This window comes from Micromonospora sp. LOL_014 (assembly GCF_048060245.1).
Taxonomy (GTDB): Bacteria; Actinomycetota; Actinomycetes; order Mycobacteriales; family Micromonosporaceae; genus Micromonospora_E.
Genome location: NZ_JBHMIP010000054.1, coordinates 1 through 14,526, shown reverse-complemented (window position 1 = coordinate 14,526; position 14,526 = coordinate 1). Strand labels below are relative to the sequence as shown.

11 protein-coding genes and 1 CRISPR repeat array are annotated in these 14,526 nt (G+C 68.8%); of the genes, 3 read left to right on the top strand and 8 right to left on the bottom strand.

Annotation, left to right across the window (positions count from 1 at the left end; all coding sequences use genetic code 11):
- Positions 1-55 precede the first annotated feature (55 nt).
- From cas2 to cas3, 7 genes are read right to left on the bottom strand one after another with little or no spacing between them, the layout of a single operon-like run.
- Positions 56-346, bottom strand: a complete 291-nt coding sequence (gene cas2, locus ACFHW1_RS27935; protein ID WP_289212942.1) for a CRISPR-associated endonuclease Cas2 — start codon at positions 344-346, stop codon at positions 56-58.
- A gap of 1 nt (position 347) precedes the next feature.
- Positions 348-1,385: a type I-C CRISPR-associated endonuclease Cas1c gene (cas1c, locus tag ACFHW1_RS27930; protein ID WP_416569391.1), complete on the bottom strand. Its 1,038-nt coding sequence runs from the start codon at positions 1,383-1,385 to the stop codon at positions 348-350.
- Complete coding sequence (cas4, locus tag ACFHW1_RS27925; RefSeq protein ID WP_416569390.1) at positions 1,378-2,022, bottom strand: CRISPR-associated protein Cas4; 645 nt, start codon at positions 2,020-2,022, stop codon at positions 1,378-1,380. Before cas4 ends, cas1c begins: the two co-directional genes overlap by 8 nt.
- A complete protein-coding gene (gene cas7c / locus ACFHW1_RS27920; protein ID WP_416616561.1) occupies positions 2,019-2,885 on the bottom strand; it encodes a type I-C CRISPR-associated protein Cas7/Csd2 in 867 nt (288 codons plus the stop codon). Before cas7c ends, cas4 begins: the two co-directional genes overlap by 4 nt.
- Entirely contained in the window at positions 2,882-4,723 is a 1,842-nt protein-coding gene (gene cas8c / locus ACFHW1_RS27915; protein ID WP_416569388.1) for a type I-C CRISPR-associated protein Cas8c/Csd1, read from the bottom strand. The genes cas7c and cas8c overlap by 4 nt, the downstream gene beginning before the upstream one ends.
- A complete protein-coding gene (gene cas5c, locus ACFHW1_RS27910; RefSeq protein WP_416556841.1) occupies positions 4,723-5,424 on the bottom strand; it encodes a type I-C CRISPR-associated protein Cas5c in 702 nt (233 codons plus the stop codon). The genes cas8c and cas5c overlap by 1 nt, the downstream gene beginning before the upstream one ends.
- Positions 5,421-7,655 (bottom strand): CRISPR-associated helicase Cas3', encoded by a 2,235-nt coding sequence (cas3, locus tag ACFHW1_RS27905; protein ID WP_416616559.1) that lies wholly within the window; start codon positions 7,653-7,655, stop codon positions 5,421-5,423. Before cas3 ends, cas5c begins: the two co-directional genes overlap by 4 nt.
- Positions 7,656-8,367: 712 nt before the next feature.
- Between cas3 and ACFHW1_RS27900 the strand changes: the two genes are divergently transcribed.
- Positions 8,368-9,264, top strand: a complete 897-nt coding sequence (locus ACFHW1_RS27900; RefSeq protein WP_416616563.1) for a Rossmann-like and DUF2520 domain-containing protein — start codon at positions 8,368-8,370, stop codon at positions 9,262-9,264.
- A gap of 25 nt (positions 9,265-9,289) precedes the next feature.
- Entirely contained in the window at positions 9,290-11,755 is a 2,466-nt protein-coding gene (gene fxsT / locus ACFHW1_RS27895; protein ID WP_416616557.1) for an FxSxx-COOH system tetratricopeptide repeat protein, read from the top strand.
- Between the two features lie 590 nt (positions 11,756-12,345).
- On the opposite strand, the gene ACFHW1_RS27890 is transcribed toward fxsT, so the two are convergent.
- A complete protein-coding gene (locus tag ACFHW1_RS27890; RefSeq protein ID WP_416616555.1) occupies positions 12,346-13,110 on the bottom strand; it encodes an SDR family NAD(P)-dependent oxidoreductase in 765 nt (254 codons plus the stop codon).
- Positions 13,111-13,200: 90 nt separating this feature from the next.
- Here ACFHW1_RS27890 and ACFHW1_RS27885 point away from each other — a divergent pair, with 90 nt between their 5' ends.
- Positions 13,201-13,536, top strand: coding sequence for an ArsR/SmtB family transcription factor (locus tag ACFHW1_RS27885; protein WP_416569393.1), 336 nt, complete (start codon positions 13,201-13,203; stop codon positions 13,534-13,536).
- A gap of 111 nt (positions 13,537-13,647) precedes the next feature.
- A CRISPR array of direct repeats spans positions 13,648-14,503; the repeat unit is 37 nt; unit sequence GTTGCGATCCTCGCCGGACCCGGAGGTCCGGCGCAGC.
- Positions 14,504-14,526: the final 23 nt, after the last annotated feature.

Sequence of the window (14,526 nt, the reverse complement as noted above, 5' to 3'; positions counted from 1 at the left end):
GCCGACGAACGCCTACGCGAGGTAGTCAACAGGGCCAACGTTGCCTGACGCGGCACTAGATCACGAACGGGCCGCGTGGATCGAGCCCACGGGGACGTCCGAGGTGTTCGACATCGTCGAGAGCCATCGCGGGAAGGCGGTAGATCCGTACGCTGTCGCGGGTCGGGTCGATGACCGCCTCGATGGCCGCGACCAGCTTGACCTTGTCCGCGTCCCGGCACACTACTTCGAACACCGACTTTTGGACGCGGTGCCCGTACCCCTCGCAGATCTTCGCCACCTTGCGCAGCCGGCGGGCACCAGCCGGGGTGGTGGTCTCGACGTCGTACGTCACGAGCAGGTCCATTTCAGGCGACCGTCCACGGCTGGTACGCGGCCAGGTCGCCGCGAAGGTGCCGGGCAAGCAGCCGCGCCTGTACGAGCGGCAGCAGTGCGCCTTCGACGTCACGCCGCAGGTACGCGTGCGGCCAGGCCCGCTGCCGGCTCTTCTCCCAGGCGGTGAACACCTTCTTGCGCCCATCGTCGGTCAGTTGGTACGCGCCGTTCGGCAGGTGATCGAAGTCCTTGTCGCTCAGTTCGCGCCGGTTGAGCAGGGTGAAGACCAGCCGGTCCACGAGCAGGGGACGGAACTCTTCCATCAGGTCGAGCGCGAGCGCCGGCTTGCCGGACCGTACGCCGTGCAGCAGCCCGATGTACGGGTCGAGCCCGACCTGCTCGAGCGCTCCGTGCACGGCGCCGCGCAGCATCCCGTAGAGGAAGGAGAGCAGGCAGTTGACCGGGTCGGTGGGCGGACGTTTGTTGCGGCCGGCGACCTTCCATTCTTTGCTTCTGGTGACCAGGTGCGGCATGGCGGCGAAGTAGTCCCGGGCGGTGATTCCTTCGACGCCGAATACTTCGTCGATGGTGGTGGCGTCGCGCAGCAGGTTCAGTCGTTCGGCGATCAGGTCGGCGCTGGCGCGCAGTGCGGTCTGGCGAAATCCGGAGCTGTCCCGGGCGGTACGCAGCAGCACCTGCCGGCTGTTGTGGATCTTCCCGGCGATCATGGCCTTGGAGATCGACACCCGCTGTTGGGGGTCGTCGGCGGCGCGGTGCTGGGCTTGCCGCAGCAGCGGGTTGCCGGTGGCCGGCCCGACCGTCCGCATCAGGAACCGCCCGTTGCCGGTCAGGTAGGTGACGGACCGACCGTCGGCTGCGCAGCGTAGTTGCAGTTCCTGGCTGACGTTGACTCCGCCGAAGGCGACGAGGTGGTCGAGGCGGACGAGCGGCACCCGTCTGGGCGGGGTCTTTGGCTCGTCGTCGGGGTGGAAGGCCCGCAGGGTGTCGCCGTCGAGGTGCAGGCTTGTGCCCGGCCTCTGGACGTACAGAGTGTTCAGCAGTTCAGTCACGCCAGGTTCCGAGTGGTCGCGGGGTAAACAGGTCGAGTAGTGGCCGGCTGTGCCCATCGGTGGCTTCGGGCAGGCAGGCGTCGCGCAGGGAGCACCGCCGGCAGCGTTTGTCGTTGCGGGCGAGCGGGAGTTTCGACGTGCCGAAGATTCTCCGTACCGCCCCGGCGGCTTCGATGACCTGCTCGATCAGTGTGTCGTCGATGGTGACCGGGTGGCGGCGGCGTTCGGCGACGGAGTAGATGTAGCCGAGCGGCACTTCGAATCCGGCGCCGATGAGGCACAGCGCCTGTCCGCCGAGTTGCAGTTCGGCTGGTCCTCCGGCCTGGTACCGGCCGACCTTGTATTCGACCGGGGTGGCGACCTGTCCGGTGAACTCGACGACGTCGCAGACGCCACGCAGCCCGTACGTCTCACTGCCGACCGGTAGTGACCGTACGACGGTGACACCTGCCCGGCGGGTGACGCCGGGCAGGTCGACGGCGGTGTGGCTGAGGTCTCCGCGTACCGTTTCCGCGCTCTCGTCCCACACCTGTTCGACGTGGATGAGCGCGGTCTGCCGGTGGCAGTAGGCGTAGTGCTCGAGGGCGGACAGCGGGACCTCGCGGATCCCGCTGTCGCTCTCGACCGGGTCGGTCACAGCCAGAGGTCCACCTCGGTGGTGAGTTGGACGCCGTCGGGCAGCGGGGTGTCGGCGATGGTCCGCTGGTAGTCGAGGTGTTGGCGGGCCGGCTTGTCGGGGTTGGTCCGGCTTACCTGGATCCGCTTGGTGAGGCTGGCCGCGGGGGCGACGCCCAGCGCGTCGGGGTGGCTGAAGATCCACAGCCCGCAGAGCTTCATCTCGCCTCGGGTGGCGGACCGGTCGTGGTCGAACATCATGGCGATGGCCCGCCAGAGCGCGGTGAGGTCGTCGGAGGTGACGCCGGTCTTGGCGGCGCGCGGCGCGGAGTAGAAGGCGTGTGCCCGGTAGAGCCCGTACGGGACGGTCCACTTCGAGCCCATCTCGGTGCGCTCGCCTCTATCGATGTCTTCCTGGCGGGTCTGGGTGACCCGGGTGATGGCGTGGTCGGCCGGCAGGATCGGGTCGATGCTGCGGGCGAAGCCGACCTGAAGCGGACCGCGAATCTGGCCGAGGCCGCCCTTGCCTCCACCGCCGGTGAGCACCGCGCCGAACATGCGGATGTCGAAGTAGTGCTCGCAGAGCCACTGCTGGGCTTGGTCCATCCCGCCAGGCGCGGCGATTCTCGCCTCGTCAGACCGGGTGTTCAGGGCGTGGCCGGCTTCGACGAAGATGCCGTACCGGGGGTCGCCGCCGCGCATCAGCGCCACCGTGTCCCGGATCTTGCGCTTGATGGCGACGTCGGTGACGAGGCCCTGCCCGGTCTCGTCGTCGGTGCGGGGCTGGTTGCCGCCGTCGGGGTCGCCGTTGGGGTTGCCGTCGGTGACATCGAAGAACATCACGATGTCGTGCCGGCGGGCGGGGTCGAGGTGGGCGGCACTCATGCGGCGTCTCCTTCAGGTGCGTCAGCTGCCGGCGTCCCGTCCGCACCGGGCGGCAGGTCGGCGGGTGGCAGATCGGTGTTCTTCTTGTTGGCGGCGGCTTCGATCCGTTCGGCCCGCATCGCGGCGCGCTGGTGGTGGTAGCCGAGGACGAACGCGGCCTTCTGCGTCAGCATGGCCGAGCTGGGGATCGAGGTGTCGGCGTCGATCTGCGCGAAGATGTCGTCGAGTCGGTTGGCGTACGCACCGGCCCAGGCCGGTTTGCCGAGCGGGCCGCGCAGCCGTCGCAGCCAGGCGGTGGCGGAGCGACGTCCGTTGACCAGCACCGCCTGCGGGTTCGTGATGGCCCGGCCCATGTAGCGTTCGGCGAAGGTGGTGTTGAGCTGCTGGTTCGCGGCGCGGTAGACGGCCTGTTGCAGGTCGTCGAGCACGGCGAAGGCGCGACCGGACAGGTACGCGGGGTCGCGGTTGGCGTCGTTCAACGTCGGGGTCAGCCTTTCTGCGTGGTACGGAGGAAGCCCGGGGCGGCGCAGGACGGCGAGGCGGATCAGGGCGACCCGGGCGGCGTCGACGCGGCCGTCGGTGCGGATGCGGTCGATGACGTGGGCGAGGATCTTTGGTGGCAGTGGCGCACCGAAGACCGCTGACCGCCACAGCGCGTGGTAGAGGCCGCCGGGGCGGTCCTCCCCTCGGGCGCCGAGTTTGATCCAGCTGCCGGGGCCGCTGCCCCGGCCGGGCTGCCACCGGCCGGCGACCCGGGTGAGCTGGACGAGCTTGACGAGGGTCGGCTTACCGTCCCAGCCGGCGATCTTGTGGTCGTCGACCCAGCGGCGGAGGTTGGCTTTCACTGCCGGCAGCGGCATTTCGACCCAGTCGCGGACGACGACGCGGGCGACGTTGCCGGAGACGGTGACTGAGCAGAACTTCGACAGGTCGTCGACGGTCGCTTCGACACCGCGCGTCGGGCTGACGATCATGTCCAGCGCGGTCTTCTCGTCCTCCTGGTCGAGCGGCCCCATCGGGTCGAACGACGCGCCGCCGATCACCCACCAGGTCAGCCTGGCGTTCTGGCCGGGCAGGCTCGCATGGTGGTTGGTGTCGCTGAGCAGAACGGTCAGCGACGACATGAAGGTCAGTCCACAGGTGACGCAGATCGGCGTGTTGCCGAGGAACTTGGTCAGCTCGTAGCCGTGCACCGCTTCGTTGACGCTGACCAGCGACGCTCCCTGCGTGGCGCCGGGCAGCAGCCGCTGCGGGATCTGCTGCGGGATGGTCTTGAGCAGGTCGCGCACCTCGCCGCAGACGAGGCACCGGCCGGCCCGGCCGAGCCCTTTGCGGCCGGCGGCGACGGTCGCCCAGTAGCGTCGCGCGCTGTCGTGCTCGAAGGCGTACTCGTCTGCGACCCGGATGCCGACCATGTCGGCCCGGCCCCACTTGTCCGGCTGCTGCACCTTGTAGTGTTGGCGGCTGCGGTAGAAGGCAGCGACCGCCGGGCCGGGTCCGTCGGGTTCGGCTTCGGCCCAGTCGCGAATGAGTTCGACGAACGCGTCGTGCTGTTTGCCGATCCGGTCGGCTTTGCCGCCGTCAGCGACCCAGCCGAGCGCGTATTCGACGTTGTCGACGGCGAGGGTGGGGGCGATCCCGACGGTACGGGTGACGGCCGGCACGCTCCGTTCGATGCCGAATCGGGCACCGGCGGCGTCGCTGGCGGTGTCGGTCTGCCCCCGGTAGCCGCCGTCCCGGTCGATGTCGATGATCAGCCGTACGGGTTTGCGGCCATAGAAGGGCGGAAGCACGTCGTCGCTGGTGGCGGCGAATTCGACGAGGCGTTGCAGCAGCATCAGGCGGCTCCGCCAGTGGGCGGTAGCGCCATTTCCATGCCGCGTGGCGGGACGTGCAGGACGCCTTCGGCGACGCGGGCGGCGAACCATTCCATCCGGGGTTGGTTTTTGCCGTCGCGGTGGATGGTGTGCAGCATGATGCCGACTTCTTCGTTGACGCTGGTGTCGCGCGGGGTGTCGTCGGGCCAGCTGAAGTCGGCGCTGAATTCGCGCGTACCGAGGTAGGGCTGTTGGAAGCAGGCTCCTCGGCGGACCCGGCGGCGCAGCTGGTCGCGGTAGGCGGCGGCGGGTTTGTCGGCGTGTACCGCCGGCACCAGGTGGGCGTGGATGCGGTAGGCGACGTCGCGCAGGCAGACGGCGTTGCGCTGGTCGCGGTGGGCGACGGTGTCGACACGGCGCTTGCCGCGGATGGCGTCGGCGAGCGGGGCGACGTCGGTGGTTTCGTTACGGCGGATGGTGAACTGTTTGATGGGTTTGAGCACTTCAATGGCGACGATCTCGTAGCGGATCTCCGGTTTCCAGTAGATCGCTTCGAGGACACCGACGGCCGCCGTGGGGGTCATCACCGGGTACGTGACCCGTTCGACTTTCAGCTCGGGGCGGGAGAACAGGGCGGCGTCGCCGCTGACCTGGACGGCGATCGGCAGGTCTCCGTCGGCGCTGCGGCGCAAGGCCAGCCCGTTGACGACTTCCGTGGTCACAGGATGAAGTCCTCCAGTTTCGGGTCGAAGATCATGCCGGTGTACGGGTCGTAGTCGCCGCGCCATTCGACGAGCGCGCCGACTCGGACGTCCGAGCCGAGGATCGGCTGCATCAGGGCCCGCACACCGGCGTCGCGCTGGGGCACGCCCGGGTGGACGGTAGTGGTGTAGGGCTGCAGCCGGCGCAGGTCACGCATGTCGGGTACGGGTGCGGTGCGTACCCGGTGGACGAGTTCTTCGACGTCGGCGCGCTCGTCGGGCGTACCGGCGCCTTGTGGGGTGACCACCGAGATGCTGTCGGCGCTGATGATGCGGAAGGCGCGCTTGCGGTCGCGGTGTCCGCTGTCGTCGAGCGGCCCGTCGGCGACGGTCTCATACGCCCAGGCGGCCCGGGACCGCTGGATCTGCTGGCCGATGTGCTGCGGGTCGTTGAGGTTGAGCGTGCTGTAGATGGAGCGGTAGTAGGCGGCGAGTGCGTCAGGGTCATCGGGGTCGGCGCAGTCGGGTCCGAAGTGGGTGGTCGCGGCGCCGACGAGCCGCTTGTACGTCTCCGGAGCGCTGCCGTCGGCGGGTGCGAAGATGACGACGCGGCCGTGGTCGAGGCGGCCTTCCCGGTTGGCCCGGCCGGCGGCCTGCAGCAGCGAGTCGGCGGGGGCCATCGCCCGGTAGACGGTCGGGAAGTCGACGTCGACGCCGGCTTCGATGAGCTGGGTGGAGACCAGCAGGACCGGCTCGTCGTTCGTCAGCCGGTCACGGACGTCTTCGAGTACGCGCTGCCGGTGCGCCGGGCACATCCGGGTGGACAGGTGCCGGGCGTGGTCGAGGTCGCCGCCGTCGCGCCAGGTGTCGAAGACGGACTGGGCGTTGGCGGTGGTGTTGACGACGACCATCGCGGCGGGCGGCCGGCCAGCGGGGGCGGCGACGTCGTCGGCGGCCCGGTCGGCGATGTCGGCGAGGGTCGGGGCGGGGTCGAGCTGCCATTCGTAGCGGACCCGTTTGAGCTGGCTGGCGACGGCGGGCACGTCAGTCAGCACGTCGGTGTAGTCCACGCCGTCCAGGGTCGGCAGCGACCAGAACTCGGGCTGGGTGGCCGAGGAGAGCAGCACGGTGGTGCCGAAGTGCCGCACCAGCAGCCGCAGCCCGTCGAGGATCGGGACGAGCATGTCGTGCGGCAGGGCCTGCACCTCGTCGAGGACGATGACCGACCCGGCGAGCCGGTGCACCCGGCGCACCGCGGACGGCCGACGGCCGAACAGCGACTCGAAGAGGCGAACGAAGGTGGTCACGACGAACGGTGCGTCCCAGTTCTCGGCGGCGAGTCGGCCCCACCGTCCGGTGGCAGCGTCCTCGAAGTTGACCTGGCTGTGGTGTTCCAGGACGACCGGCTCGGCGCCGGGCTCATCGAGCATGCCACGGTAGACGGCGGCATTCTGCCCAGTGATGGTCAGAAACGGGACAGCGACGATGACGCGTCGTTGCTGGTTCTTCTCGGCGTGCCGCAGCGCGAACCCGGCGGCGCAGAGCGTCTTGCCGGCCCCGGTCGGCGCGGGCAGCCGGTAGATCCCCGGCGGCTGGTCGGCGAAGCTGACGCACTGGGCGTAGACCTGCTCGCGCAGGTCGTCCACCGGGGACGACTTGCCGGCGGCGAGCATGGTGGCTCGGCGCTGCTCCAGCATGGCAGTACGGCGCTGCTCGAACAGCTTGTACAGGTGGCCGAAGTCGGCGTCGGCGCGGACCCGGGGCGCGGCCAGGCCGTCGAAGTGCGCGCCGGTGTCGAGACCGTCGGCGTCGACCAGGGCGCTGTAGCACAGCCGCAGCGCCATCTCCCCCACGAGTTGGTCCTGCAGCCACGCGTCGGGAATGGTGTGCCGCAGGTCGGCTGGCAGATCGGGCAACAGTCGGGGCAGCTCGTCCTCAGCCGAGGTGACGTCCTGCGCCCGGCTGAATCCCTGCTTGAGCGCCTTCCCCAACGTGCTGGTGTCGATCAACCCGCCGTGATGGCCGAAGATCGCAGCCGAATAGCCGCCGAGCCCGCGCTCATGCGCGATCCGGGTCCCCAATGACTTGTGGTCGATGCCGACCGGCCGACCGGAGTCGGCGACCTTCGTCAGTTTATCCTGCCAGGCGCAGGACGCTTTCCCGACGTCATGGAGTGCGCCCAGCCAGTACGCCAACTCGCCGCCGCCGAACGGCGACGCGAATCGCCTGGCCAGCTCAGCGGTCCCCCGCAAATGATCTTCAAGTCGATGCCAGCGACCGCTGTTCCTACCCGGACTGTGCGCCCACAGCGACCGCTCCCCAGACATGAACAGATCTCTCACATTCCGCGCAAACAAAAAAGGACCGGTCTATGAAGCCACCACAGCAATCCACTGTCAAGACCAGGTTCCTGATTGAAGCAAACAACTGACGGGGCGGTGGAGGAGTGTCAGCCACTCACCCACCACACCCGACCGTTCAGTGGACTCGCTGCAGCCCATCGCGCTGTTTCGATCCTCGACATCCATGATGTCGCACCCGCGCCTCGGATCAGACGCCTCCGGGATGCGTCCCGCCATGGTGGCCGAACCGCCCGGCGGCAGTCAACTTCAGCGCCATGGGATGCTTGCGCGCTGCCAGGACTCACAGGTGGGCGGTGATCCTCGGCGGTGCCGCGATGGTCGGCTGTCGGCCTGTTCGTCGCACGCACCGAAGGCCCTGCGAGTGGCGTCATTGCCTTCATGATCGCCGTCGGACTGCTGTACGCGATCTTGTGACGGTAGGGCGATCGGCGGTGCGGGATGGATCTTCGTCGTTCCGCACCGCCGGCACCTGATCCGAGCGCCCCACCTGCGGTCGCTGACGTACCCCACCGACGTCCGGTACGGTGTTGCCGAATGTAATTCGGGGGCTACTCGCCGCCGATCATGAACTCGGTCGAAGCGAGGGATGCGAGTGCCGACGATGATGGACCGGCTGGTCGGTGTCATCGGTGCCGGCCGGGTCGGCACCGCTCTCGGACTGGCGCTGCTCCGCGCCGGATACGAGCTCGTCGGGGTCAACGCGAGGTCCGAGGCGTCCCGCCAGCGGGCAGCCGACGTCCTTCCTGACACCCCGCTGCGGGACGTACCCACGCTCGCCAAGAGCGCGGGCATACTCCTGCTATCCGTCACCGACGACGCTATCGGATCGGTCGCCGCCGAGTTGGCGGATGGCGGTCTGCTCCAGCCGGGGCAGATCGTGATGCATGTCAGCGGTGCGTGCGGTTTGGCGGTTCTCGCACCGGCGACCGAGGCCGGTGCCGTACCGATCGCCGTCCACCCGGCGATGACCTTTCCGGGCCTCCCGACCGATGCCGACAATCTGGCCGGTCTGGCGTACGCGGTCACCACCCGACCGCATGACCGGCCACTCGCCGAGGAACTGGTGCGCGACGTGGGGGGCGTTCCGGTGTGGATCGCCGACGAGGACCGTACCCTCTACCACGCCGCGCTGGTCCTCGGTGCGAACAACCTCATCACCCTGCTGGCCGCGGCGATGGAGGCATTGATGGCGGCCGGCGTGCCGGACCCCGGGTTCGTGCTGGCCCCGCTGGCGCGTACCTCGATGGAAAACGCCCTGCGGCACGGCGACCACGCGTTGACCGGGCCGGTACGCCGTGCGGACGTCGGAACGATCGAGGCTCACCTGCGGGCGCTGCGCGATCGTGCGCCCCACCTACTGCCGGCGTACCTCGATTTCGGACTCAACACCGCGCGTCGATCCCGGCGGGCCGCGCTGAACGAGGCGGGCCGGCTCGACGAGGTCATCGTGTTACTGGAAGCAAGATCGGCCGAGGCCCGCGACGACATCGACCGGTGAACGGCCCGCTGCGGTGGGCGGCACGATGAGACGTCGTCGTTGGAGCGTCCGCCCGGGGCGGCGGCTCGACCCGCAGCTGTCGGCATCCGGGATCGTCTGCGTCGTAGCGGCGATCGCAGCCGGCGGGGTGGAGATGCTCGGCGTCCGCATCCCGGTTGTCGACTCGCCGGTACGCCAGTTGCTGCTCGCGGGGTTGGGGCTCGCGCTCGTGGTGGCGTCGGCGTTCGTGACGACACGCGACATTGCAGCGGAGGAGATGACGATGGCGACCGACCGGGTACCGCTTCCGCCCAGCACCCCACGACCGAAGCTCACCCCTCGGTTCACCGGCCGGGCCGGGCTTCTCACTGAGGCGCACGAGTCGCTGATCGAGCAGCGACGGTTGGCCCTCGCTGGGCTCGGCGGAGTCGGCAAGACCCAACTCACCCTCGCGTACGTGGAGAACTACCGGTCCGAGTACCCGGTCGTCTGGTGGCTACGGGCGGAGAACCGTGTCACGCTCGACGACGACTTTCTCGGGCTGGCCGGCGCGCACGGATTGCCGGTCGATCCGGCGAGTCCGCAGCCCCAGCAGATCGACGTCATCCGGCACTGGTTGGCGGAGCGCGACAACTGGCTGCTGGTCTTCGACAACGCCGAAGCAGAGGAACTGGTCGACGACTACCTGCCGCAGCGGCGGTCCGGGCACGTCCTCGTGACCACGAGGAACCAGCACTGGCGCAACGCCGCCGTCATCATCGTGCCGCCGTGGAAGCGGTCGGAATCCGTCGCGTTTCTGGCACCGCCGGCCGGCCAGCGCAACGACGCCGACGCGCTCGCCGCCTTCCTCGGCGATCTGCCGCTGGCCCTCGACCAGGCATCGTCTTACATGCAGGAGACCTCGACGTCGATCCGTGACTACCTGGATCTGCTGCGTTCACGCACCGCCGACGTCCTGGCTCTCGGCTCGCTGTCCAACTATCCGCGCACGGTGGCGTCCACTTGGCTGACGGCGGTGGCGACGATCCGCAAAGAGTTGCCGATCGCGCAGGAGTTGCTGAGCCTCTGCGCTTTCCTGAGCCCGGAGGGTATCCCGCACACTATGCTGCGGTCGTGGTCGCCGGACCATCCACGCCGGCTGCGTCCCCTGCATGACGACCGGATCGTCTACAACCAGGCGGTCAGCATCCTCAGCCGGTACTCGCTGCTACAGGCGAGCCCGGACGGCCTGACCGTACACCGGCTGGTGCAGACGTTGGCCCGGCAGTCGCTGACTGCCGCTGACCGTCGGCGCTGCGCGGGCATCGCAGCAATCTATGCCGAACACGCGCTGCCGCTCGATGTCACGGCAGCTGATAACTGGCCGGTCTGTGACACTGTCGTCCCGCACGCGCTCACCGCCGCGAGACACGCCGCCGAGCACAACGTCGCGCTCCGCCAAGTGGTCTCGCTGTACGCCCGGGTCGGCGAGTATCTCCGGATCCAGGGGCAGTACGCGCAGGCCCTCGGCGTCTTGGGCGCGGCCATGGACATTCTGCGCCGGCCGCACGACTTCACCACTCCAGACCTGCCGGAGATCCTGACCCGCACCGGAATGGCGCTGCGGGCGAGCGGACGACTTCCGGAAGCGCTCGCCGCGCTCGAAGAAGCCATCCAGTTGGGAGAGACCAATCGCGGCCAGGATCATCCCCGGTTGGCGGTCGCCCTCAACGCCTCCGGTACGGTCCTGCGGGGTCTAGGTTCGCTCAGCAAGGCGCGGGACTACCACCTCCGGGCGCTGACGATCCTGGAGCACACGCTCGGTGGGGATCACCCCGCCTGCGCGACGACGCTGAACAACCTCGGCAACGTGGAACGGCAGGCCGGCGACGCCGATGGCGCAGTTCGCGCGCACGAGCGCGCTGTCGACATCCGGCGGGCCCATTTCGGGGTCAGCCACCCCGATGTCGCCACCTCGCTGAACAACCTGTCGAACGCCTACGCCGACGCGGGGAACTTCGCTGCTGCCCGCCGCTGCGCCGAACAGGCAGTCGAGATCGACACCGAGACTCTGGGCACCCGGCATCCTGCCCTGGCCGCCGACCTGATCAACCACGGTGTGATCCTGCACGAGCTGGGCAGGTCAGAGGAGGCGAGCCAGGTGCTGGAGCAGTCACTTGGCATCTACGATCAGGCGTTCGGTGCCGCCCACCCGGACGTTGCCGTGATCCTCAACGACCTCGCCGCCGTCCGCCAAGCGTTGGGCGAGCCGGAACAGGCAAAGGACCTGCTCGCTCGCGCGGCTTCCATCCTGGACACGGCGACCGACGTCGACCCCAACCTCGCAGCGGTGCTACACAACCTGAGCAGAGCAAGCGCAGCGGCCGGCGACAGCGCCGGCGCTGCGGACGCCCTCCGACGCAGTCAGATCATCCGAGCCAAGCCGGCGGTTGCCGGAGCCGGGGTGATCGGCGCGTCTTGGCTGCTGCGACTGGACAAGGATGTCGCCACCGCCGAGTTCGACCTGGAGTAGACCCGCCGGACGCCATGCTCTCGCCGGAACCAGCCGGCAGGATGAACCCCACGAGCTATGAGGAACTGCGTCGGCGGGTGGCTGATGAGGGCGGGGTCCTCGGTACGACTGCACAGGTGCTGCGGGACGTCGAGGGCGCTGGGCGACTCGGCTCGACCGTACGTGCCGAGATCAGTCAGAAGCTTGAAGCGTACGGACTGCGGCATCTTCCGGCTGATCTGCCCCAATACCAGGAGCAGGAGGTGGTCGTGTACCTGACCTCTGGTCCTATCGCTGCCGTAGTCAACGCGATTCTCAACCCAGCAGGAGCACGGCCAAGGTGCTGCGCCAGCTTGCCGACAACAACGCGCAGGAGACGCTGGACAAGATCCGCCAGCTCGTCGGTCCACCGTCCGAATAGTCGACGGACACGTCCGGCGTTGTGATCCTCGCCGGCCCCGAGACCCGGCGCAACCACCACATGCGACGTAGAGGCCGTGACTGAAGCCTGGTTGCGATCCTCGCCGGATACAAGGTTCAGCGCAGTGTCCACACTAAGCAACGAGTCGGACGAGCGCTTGCGCGGGTCACCGGCGCTGGTCCGGGTGATGTCAGGTGAGTTCGAGGCCACCGTCGATGGTGAGGATCTGTCCGGTCAGCCAGGTGGCGACGGGGTCAGCCAGGCGGAGGACCCATGTGGCAACCTCGTCGGGCTCTCCCCGACGGCCAAGCGGGATCCGTCCGGCCTCGTCTTGCTTGATCTGGTTGAGCACCGGTTCGGGGAGGCCGGCGGCGGTCAGGGCCTCGCTTTCGGTGGGGCCGGGGGCCAGGGCGTTGACTCGGATTCCTGTGGCTGCTAGTTCCAGTGCCCAGCATCGGGTGAGCTGTTCCAGGGCGGCCTTGGAGGCGGCGTAGTGGGCGATGCCGGGTGCCGGGCGGTGCCCGTACGTGCTGGAAAGGTTGATGATCGACCCCTGGGTCTGCTGCAGGTGGGGCAGGGCCGCGCGAGCGAGCAGGCTGGGCGCGGTGACGTGAAGATCAAATAGGTTGGCGATGCCGTGCGTAGTTGCGTCGGCCAGCGGCATGATCGTCGTGGCACCGGCGTTGTTGACCAGGACGTCGACCCGATCCCATCGGTCAACGGCGGCGTCGATGACTGCCTGGGGTGCATGTGTGGCGCGGATATCGGCGGCAAGCACGGCGATGCGTGGGTGCTGCTGCGCGGTGGTGTTCAGCGCGTCTTTACGGCGCCCGACGCCGAGGACGTGCGCGCCGGCCTCGGCGAATGCGATCGCGGTCGCACGACCGATTCCCGACCCCGCTCCGGTAACGATGACAACACGGTCCGCAAACGACCCACTGTCGTTGGGTTTCATCATCACAACACCTTTCGTTCGACGTTCGTAGAACATCGAACAAGGTACCATGTGGGGGTGAAGGAAACACGGCACCCGGATCCCGAGGAGATGGTTCTCACTGAGGTGATGGCGGCACTGAGTGACCCGATCCGGGTTGGGCTGGTCCGGTTGCTGTCCGACGGCCAGGAACAGGGCTGGGGAGCACTGCGGGTCCCGGTCTCCAAGTCGACGTTGAGCCACCACCTACGGGTGCTGCGGGACGCGGGGCTTACCCGTACCCGGCAGGAAGGCACTCGGTGTTACGTCGTCCTGCGCAGCGAGGACCTGCACACCCGGTTCCCCGGCCTCCTGGACGCCGTCCTGGCCGCTGCGGACAGTGAGGACGTAGGCAGCCAGGTAGGTCTAGCGACCGACGGCAGCCGAGTCAGGCAACCGCGCAGGTAGACCCTGACCAGGGCTCGGCGCGGTCAAGAGGCCAAGCGCAGGTCACGTCGATGAGTATCGCGTTGGACACGCTACGCCTCCGCGCACGATGACTCAACGCTAATGCGCGTAGTCGCGATCCTCGCCGGACCCGGAGGTCCGGCGCAGCGCCGGTAGGCTGCCGCGGGTGCGGATCTGGCGGGCGTGGTTGCGATCCTCGCCGGACCCGGAGGTCCGGCGCAGCCGCCTGACGCATCTGCCCCGCCCGGACATCGGGTCGTTGCGATCCTCGCCGGACCCGGAGGTCCGGCGCAGCCCGGCGGTGACGCCGGGGGGACTGCAAACGATGGGGGCGGTTGCGATCCTCGCCGGACCCGGAGGTCCGGCGCAGCAACCCCGACCAGCCCTCCCTGTTCGACACCCCGGAAGGTTGCGATCCTCGCCGGACCCGGAGGTCCGGCGCAGCGACTCGGCCATGTACCGGGCAAAGCGGTCTTCCCGGCGGTTGCGATCCTCGCCGGACCCGGAGGTCCGGCGCAGCTGGGTGGCTACGCAGACAACCTGGTTTCAGGACACCTGGTTGCGATCCTCGCCGGACCCGGAGGTCCGGCGCAGCGACCTGGTCTTCCTGGCCGACGTCGCAGAGCGGATGTTGTTGCGATCCTCGCCGGACCCGGAGGTCCGGCGCAGCAAATGACCGCCTGCCGGTCGGCCTCCGGATCGGCGTAGTTGCGATCCTCGCCGGACCCGGAGGTCCGGCGCAGCCGAGTTCGCCGGGCTCGACCAGGTCCGCTACTTCGACGTTGCGATCCTCGCCGGACCCGGAGGTCCGGCGCAGCCCACCTGGTCGTAGCTGAACTGCATGACGTCCGACTCGTTGCGATCCTCGCCGGACCCGGAGGTCCGGCGCAGCGCGATCGCGGCCAGGTTCACCGTGTCGTAGGTCGCGGAGTTGCGATCCTCGCCGGACCCGGAGGTCCGGCGCAGCGCCCAAAGCCGCGGGCCATCGTC

What these genes read in the sequence shown, in the direction of transcription:
- cas2 (WP_289212942.1), bottom strand. Translation starts at nt 346, where the DNA reads ATGGACCTGCTCGTGACGTACGACGTCGAGACCACCACCCCGGCTGGT.
- cas7c (WP_416616561.1), bottom strand. Translation starts at nt 2,885, where the DNA reads ATGAGTGCCGCCCACCTCGACCCCGCCCGCCGGCACGACATCGTGATG.
- cas8c (WP_416569388.1), bottom strand. Translation starts at nt 4,723, where the DNA reads ATGCTGCTGCAACGCCTCGTCGAATTCGCCGCCACCAGCGACGACGTG.
- ACFHW1_RS27900 (WP_416616563.1), top strand. Translation starts at nt 8,368, where the DNA reads ATGATGGACCGGCTGGTCGGTGTCATCGGTGCCGGCCGGGTCGGCACC.
- fxsT (WP_416616557.1), top strand. Translation starts at nt 9,290, where the DNA reads ATGAGACGTCGTCGTTGGAGCGTCCGCCCGGGGCGGCGGCTCGACCCG.
- ACFHW1_RS27890 (WP_416616555.1), bottom strand. Translation starts at nt 13,110, where the DNA reads ATGAAACCCAACGACAGTGGGTCGTTTGCGGACCGTGTTGTCATCGTT.
- ACFHW1_RS27885 (WP_416569393.1), top strand. Translation starts at nt 13,201, where the DNA reads ATGGTTCTCACTGAGGTGATGGCGGCACTGAGTGACCCGATCCGGGTT.